Annotated in this window: 6 protein-coding genes; 3 read left to right on the plus strand and 3 right to left on the minus strand. The window is 73.0% G+C overall.

All coding sequences use genetic code 11. The features are described from left to right. Positions 1–137 precede the first annotated feature (137 nt). Both UK12_RS03940 and UK12_RS03945 read right to left on the minus strand, forming a co-directional pair. Positions 138–752, minus strand: a complete 615-nt coding sequence (locus tag UK12_RS03940; protein ID WP_045299461.1) for a YceI family protein — start codon at positions 750–752, stop codon at positions 138–140. A 183-nt stretch (positions 753–935) separates the two neighbouring features. Next, complete coding sequence (locus UK12_RS03945) at positions 936–1,466, minus strand: DinB family protein (protein ID WP_045299463.1); 531 nt, start codon at positions 1,464–1,466, stop codon at positions 936–938. Positions 1,467–1,603: 137 nt separating this feature from the next. Here UK12_RS03945 and UK12_RS03950 point away from each other — a divergent pair, with 137 nt between their 5' ends. Both UK12_RS03950 and UK12_RS03955 read left to right on the plus strand, forming a co-directional pair. Further along, on the plus strand, positions 1,604–5,143 hold the full coding sequence (locus tag UK12_RS03950) for a DEAD/DEAH box helicase (protein ID WP_052681495.1): 3,540 nt from the start codon (positions 1,604–1,606) through the stop codon (positions 5,141–5,143). Next, on the plus strand, positions 5,140–5,388 hold the full coding sequence (locus UK12_RS03955) for a hypothetical protein (protein WP_045299465.1): 249 nt from the start codon (positions 5,140–5,142) through the stop codon (positions 5,386–5,388). Before UK12_RS03950 ends, UK12_RS03955 begins: the two co-directional genes overlap by 4 nt. A gap of 61 nt (positions 5,389–5,449) precedes the next feature. Here the strand turns inward: UK12_RS03955 and UK12_RS03960 are convergent, their stop codons facing one another. Beyond that, a complete protein-coding gene (locus tag UK12_RS03960; protein ID WP_231591027.1) occupies positions 5,450–6,037 on the minus strand; it encodes a class I SAM-dependent methyltransferase in 588 nt (195 codons plus the stop codon). Here UK12_RS03960 and UK12_RS03965 point away from each other — a divergent pair. Continuing rightward, positions 6,036–6,536 (plus strand): sensor histidine kinase, encoded by a 501-nt coding sequence (locus UK12_RS03965; RefSeq protein WP_197084533.1) that lies wholly within the window; start codon positions 6,036–6,038, stop codon positions 6,534–6,536. The genes UK12_RS03960 and UK12_RS03965 overlap by 2 nt on opposite strands. Positions 6,537–6,626 lie beyond the last annotated feature (90 nt).

Raw genomic sequence — 6,626 nt, forward strand, 5'->3', positions numbered from 1 at the left:
TCGCGGGTCGGCTGTGACCGGGGGCCGCCGTGCGGAAACGCGAGAGCCCCCGCCGTCAGGGGATCGGCGGGGGCAGCTCGCGATGTTCGGTGTGCTCGGGGCACAGCTCGGGACATACGGTGCATCGGATGGCCGGTTCAGGCCGCCCTGACTGCGGAGATGTCGAAGGACAGCTTCACCTTCTCGCCGATCAGCACGCCACCGGTCTCCAGCGCCGCGTTGTAGGTGAGGCCCCACTGCGTGCGGTCGATGGTGGCCGAGCCCTCGAAGCCGACCCGCTCGGCGCCGTAGACGTCGGTCGCGTGGCCGGTGAAGTCGAGGTCGAGGACGATCTGGCGGGTGGTGTCCTTGACGGTGAGGTCGCCGGTCATCCGGTAGGAGTCACCGCGCAGCCGCTCGGCGGAGGTGCTGCGGAAGGTGATCTCCGGGTAGGTGTCGGCGGCGAAGAAGTCGCCGGTGCGCAGGTGCTCGTCGCGCTGGGCCTGGTTGGTGTCGATGCTGGCGACCTTGATCACCAGCTCGGCCGAGGAGTTGGCCGGGTTGCCGCCGTCCAGGTGCAGCTTGCCCTCGTACTCGGCGAACTCGCCGCGCACGTTGGTGACCATGGCGTGGCGGACGGCGAAGCCGACCTGGCTGTGCGCCGGGTCGATGCTGTAGTCGCCGGTCAGGTGGGACAGGTCCGGGCCTGCGGGGGCCGCGGCGGTGGTGACCGCGGTGGCAGTGGCGTTCTTGTTGCGGCTGAAGATACTCATGGCTCCTCCTGGTGGTCCGAAGCCATTTGTTTAGGCTTCAACTTGTTGGCATCAGCGTAGCCCGCTTTCGTTCAAACTTCAACCATGCGGCGGGGGACTCCCTGAGGAATCCCCCGAACGGCCCTGCCTCGGCCCCGCCTGCCGTGCTGTACCGGGACCGCGCCCCGGGTGTTCGGCAACCGGTCAGCCCTTGGTGGCGTCCACCAGCTCGAAGGCGGTGCGGCCGTCGATGCTCTCCCGGATGATGTCCGCGTGCCCCGCGTGCCGGGCCACCTCCTCGATCAGGTGGGTCAGGATCCAGCGCGCCGTACGCCGGCTGTTCGGAGGGAACCACGGCGCGCTCGGCAGCGGCGCGTCCACCTCCAGACCGGGCAGGCTGCGGACGATCTCCTCGGTCTCGGCGGCCACCGCCTCGTACTCCTTCAGCCAGCCCGCGAGCGTCTCGCCCTCGAGCAGCCGGTGCTCGTCGGCCCAGTCGTCCGGCTGCACCTTCCCGCGCTCGTCGTCCATCAGGACGCCGACGATCCAGAACCGCTCGCACCGCGCCACGTGCTTGACCAGGCCGGCCACGGACAGCGCGCTGACGCTGGGCGTGGCCACCCCCTGCTCCTCGGTCAGGCCGAACGCCGCGCGACGGATCGCGCCGCGCTGGGCCTCCAGGAAGGCCAGCAGGCTGTCACGCTCGTCGTTCTCCGCGCGCACCAGGATGGGCATGTCGACTCCTTCTCGTCGTGGGTTTTCCCCGCTTCGGCAGGACCGACGGTAGCGAGCAATCAGGACAGTTCCGGTCCGCTATCGGCCTCCGGATAGGGTCGATCGAGTCCGCATTCGCATCCCGGGAGGCCAGGCCGATGTACGCCCTGCACGCGCTCTGGCAGGCAGACGGCCGCCTGGCCCTGTGGGCCGAGGATGCGCAGGCGTTCGGCGTGCCCGCCCGCGAGGTTCACCCGGTCGGCGGCTCGTCCGCGCTGTCGGCGGGCGCTGCTCGGGCCGCAGGCCCCGAGCGTCCGGTGGACCCCGAACGCCGGGCGCCCAAGGGGGTGCGCGCGGCCGTGCACCCCTATGCGTGCCCCGCCGACGCGCTCGCGCGCCTGCTCGGTGCCATCGGCCCAGGGCTGGGCTGGCTCGCCGAGCAGGCCCGCGAACGGTGGGCGACCCTGTTGCTCCCCGGATTCAGCGCCACGCCCACCCCCTCCCCGCAGCTGCCGGTCGGCGCCGTCGAGCGCGGCGTCACGCTCTCCCCCTGGCGGGTCCCGGTGCTGCTCTTCGAGGCTCCCGAGGCGGCGCAGCTGCTCGGCGAGCTCTTCGACCCGTACTGCTCGGTGGCCGTCGCCGAACTCCCCGGCACCGGACCGGTCGAGGTTGCGTACGGGGCCTCAGTGCGCTGGCTGACCGCCGTCCACGACCTCGCCTGGCGGCTGGTCGGCCGAGGGCGCGTACTGCCGGTACTCCGGGAGACGCGCGGCGGGCTCCACGCGCACTGGCAGCCCGCCCCCGACGCGGCGGCCCGGCGCGAGGCCGAGGCACTCGCCGCCGGATGCCCGCCGGTCTGCCGTGCCGAGTGCAGCCCCGGCGCCCGCGCCCGGACCGGCACCGAGCTGCTCGCCGAACTGCTGGACGTCCTGGTCGACCGTGAGACCCGGGTGGCCCTCGAAGGCGCACCGCCCCCGCTGCGCCGGGCTCCCGCCACCGTCGCGGAAGCCTGGTTGGCAGCGCTCCATGCCGCCGACGGACTCCTTGCCCCCGTAGCGCCCCAGGCGGTGCCGGCCGTCGGACTGCCGGGGAGCCTCCCGGGTTCCGACTCTGCCTCCGGTTCTGCCCCCGGCCCGGCCCTCGGCCGGAGCGGCGCAGGCGCGGACCTGGGGCCGGGCTCGGGCGTGGGTGCCGGCGTGGGTGCTGGTGCGGATTCGGCGAAGCGGGCCGCCGCAGACCTCACGGACCGGCTGGCCGCCTGGTACGCCGGGACCCCTGCTCCCGATCAAGCGCTGCGCCTCTGCTTCCGGCTCTCCGAGCCACTCGGCCACGACGCCGACCTGCCGGACGCGCCGGGCCCGTCAGCCGTCGCCAACCAGCCTGCCGGTGACGACGATTGGCGTATCGACTTCCTCCTCCAGTCCGTCGACCAGCCCTCCCTCCTGGTCACTGCCGAGGACCTCTGGTCCGGCGGCCCGGCGTGGGCCGCGCTCTCCCGGCAGACCGATGACCCGGTCGGCAGCTACGCCGCAGAACTCGACCGGGCTGTGCTCCGCCGCCCGGAACTCCGCCGGGCACTCCGCATCTCGCGTCCCACCGGACTCGCGCTCGACCGGGCCGAAGCCCTCGACTTCCTCCGCGAGGCCGCCCCCGCGCTGGCCGAGGCCGGGTTCGGCGTGCTGCTCCCCGCCTGGTGGCAGCGCCGTCCGCGCCTCGGTCTGGTTCTCAAGGCGGCTCGCACGCCGGTCGCCGGTGCGTTGGAGCGGACCGGGCGGATCGACCGTGATGCGGTCATGGACTTCCGCTGGTCCGTGGCGATCGGGGAACTATCGCTCACCGAAAAGGAGTTGGCCGAGCTGGGGGCGGCCCAGCAGGGCCTGGTCCGGTTGCGCGGTCGCTGGATCGAGGTGGATGCGAAGCAGATCGAGGCCGCACTCGCCTTCCTGGCCCACCAGGGCGCCGGCGTAATGTCCACAACGGAGGTCCTGCGGCTGGCACTTGACCCGACCGTGCGAGTCGCCGGGCTGCCGGTCGCCCGGGTCGAGGCGGTCGGCCCGCGTGGACCCGGGCGCGGTGCGGAACGCGCGTCGCCGCCGATGCTTCCGGACGGCTTCGGGGCGACGCTGCGCCCGTACCAGGAGCGGGGTCTGGCCTGGCTGCACAGCCTCGCCCGCCTTGGCCTCGGGGCCGTCCTGGCCGACGACATGGGGCTCGGCAAGACCGTGCAGACGCTCGCCCTGCTCGCCGTGGAGAAGGCCGAGCGCTCCGAGCCGGCCGACCGAGCCAGGCAGGCCGGGCAGGCCGGGCCGGCTGAGCCGGCTCTGCGGGCCCCGGGGACCGCCACGGCGAACCTCCTGGTCTGCCCGATGTCCCTGGTCGGCAACTGGCAGCGGGAGGCGGAGAGGTTCGCCCCGATGCTGCGCGTCCACGTCCACCATGGCGCGGGCCGGGCGGACGGTTCGGTCACCCAGGCGGTCGCGGACGGTGCCGACCTGGTCATCACCACGTACGGGCTGGCCCAGCGGGACGCCGACGAGCTGGGCCGGATCGCCTGGCGCCGGGTCGTCGTGGACGAGGCGCAGTTCATCAAGAACGCGGCCACCGCCCAGTCGCGGGCGGTCCGTTCGCTGAAGGCCGAGCACCGGATCGCCCTCACCGGTACGCCCGTCGAGAACCGGCTCGCCGAACTGCATGCCGTGCTCGACTTCGCGAACCCGGGGCTGTTCGGGTCGGCGGAGTCCTTCAAGGAGCGCTACGCCATTCCGGTCGAGCTCAATGCGAACCCGGCCATGACCGGCCAACTCCGCAGGCTGGCCGGGCCTTTCATGCTCCGCCGGTCCAAGTCGGACCCGGCGATCGCGGCCGAGCTCCCGGCCAAGCAGGAGATCACCGTCTGGTGCAACCTCACCGCCGAGCAGGCCGGCCTGTACCAGGCGGTGGTGGCCGACCTGCTGCAGCGCCTCGGGGGCGTGCGCGGGGTCGAACGCCAGGGGGCCGTGCTCTCGGCCATCGGCAGGCTCAAGCAGGTGTGCAACCATCCGGCCCAACTGCTGCACGATCGTTCGGTGTTGGGCGACCGTTCGGGCAAGGTGGCGCGCCTGGAGGGGATCCTGGCGGAGGCCCTCGCGGAGGGCGGCCGTGTGCTGGTCTTCACCCAGTACGCGGAGTTCGGCCGGATGCTCCAGCCCCACCTGGCCGCCCGCCTCGGCGAGGAGGTGCTCTATCTGCACGGGGGCGTGCCGAAGCGACGGCGAGAGGAGATGGTCGCCCGCTTCCAGTCGCCGGACGGCCCCCGGGTCTTCCTGCTGTCGCTCAAGGCGGGCGGTACCGGGCTCAACCTGACCAACGCCAACCACGTCGTCCACCTGGACCGTTGGTGGAACCCGGCGGTGGAGGACCAGGCGACCGACCGTGCCTTCCGGATCGGCCAGCGCAGGGACGTCCAGGTGCGGCGCCTGGTCTGCGTCGGCACCGTGGAGGAGCGGATCGCCGAACTGATCGAGTCCAAGCGTGCGTTGGCCGAAGCCGTGGTCGGCGAGGGCGAGCAGTGGCTCGGCGACCTCTCCGCGGCCACGCTGCGCGAGCTGGTCTCCCTCTCCGCCGACGCGATCGGCGAGTCCGACGCGGACGGTGCGATCGGTGCGATCGGTGCGTCCGAGGCGGTCGGCAGAACCACCGGAGGAGTGATCGGACGATGACCGACGCACAACCGCTGTCCGAGCTCCTGGACACCTTCTGGGAGGGGGACTTCACCCTTCATGCCACCCCGGCGGCACCCGTCTCCCCTGCATCGGAGCCCGACCCTGCCCCGGGCTCAGCCCCCGGCCCCGCCCCCGATCCGGCCATCGCCGCGCTCGGCCCCTCGGGCATCCGGATCGCCGGACGCGACCTCGCGACCCTGCTGGTGCCCACCTACCGGCAGCTGACCGAGCCCGCCGACTGACGGCCTCACGCGGCGGGCCGGCCATGCCACGCCGCCGGGGCCGACCCGTCGGCGGCTGCGACTACGGCTGGACCGGCTTGCGGACCAGGACATACGCCTGCCCGAACCGCTCGGTCTCGCCGGGCTCGCGCAGCAGTCGGGCGACCTCGACCAGCCCGGCATCGAGCATCAGCCCGACGATCCGATCGGGCGACCAGCGGTAGGCGAGCGAGACCTTGTGGTCGAACGCCTGGACAGGGACCAACGGCCCGTCGCTGGCCTGGAACGCGATCAGCAGGTGACCGCCCGGAGCCAGCACCCGGTGGAACTCGCCGAACACCTCCGGCACGTGCTCCGGCGGCGTGTGGATGATGGAGTACCGGGCGAGAACGCCGCCGAGAGCGCCGTCCGCCACGTCCAGGGCGTTCATCGAACCTTCGTCGAACCGCAGCCCCGGGTGTGCCTGGCGGGCCAGTGCGACCATCTCCGGCGACAGGTCGATGCCGAACACGTCCAACCCGAGTGAGCACAGGTACGCCGTCGCCCGGCCGGGCCCGCAGCCGAGATCGGCCACCGGCCCGCCACCGGCGGCCTGCACGAGTTCGGCGAACGAGGCGAGCATCGCGCGATCCAGCGGCTGGCGCTCGAGTTCGGAGCTGCGGGCCGCCATGCGCAGCATCGAGGAGTCGGCCCGGGCCGCACTGGAGGACTTGGACTACGTGCTGGTCGTGCTGCGCGAGGAGGAGGCGGGGACGGCTCCGACCCGGACTCTGGCCGACCTGCCCGAGCTGCTGGACCGGTTGCGGCACGCGGGGGCGGTGGTGGAGCCGGAGCTGTCGGGCGAGTTGGCGCAGGTGCAGGGGACACTCTCCCGGGCGGCGTACCGGATCCTGCAGGAGGGGTTGACGAACGTGTTGCGGCACGGGGCGGGCGGTCCGATAGAGGTCCGGGTGGCGGCCGCGTCGGACGGACTGGAGCTCAGTGTGGTCAACCGGACCGGGGCGGTGGCGAGTACGGGCAAGAGTATGGGTGCCTTCCCGACGTCCGGGCACGGCCTGCCTGGGCTGACCGAGCGTGTGCGGCTGCTGCACGGTGAGATCGAGGTCGGCCCGGACGGGCCGCAGCACTGGCGGTTGGCGGTCCGGCTGCCGGTCCGGTTGTCGGCATGATCCGCGTCGACGCGAGCGAGGCCGTCACGACCAGTCCTGACCCGAGCGCCGCCGTCGTGACCGGCGCCCCCGGTACCGACCCGGCCGCCC

It is taken from the genome of Saccharothrix sp. ST-888 (genome assembly GCF_000955975.1).
GTDB lineage: Bacteria > Actinomycetota > Actinomycetes > Streptomycetales > Streptomycetaceae > Kitasatospora.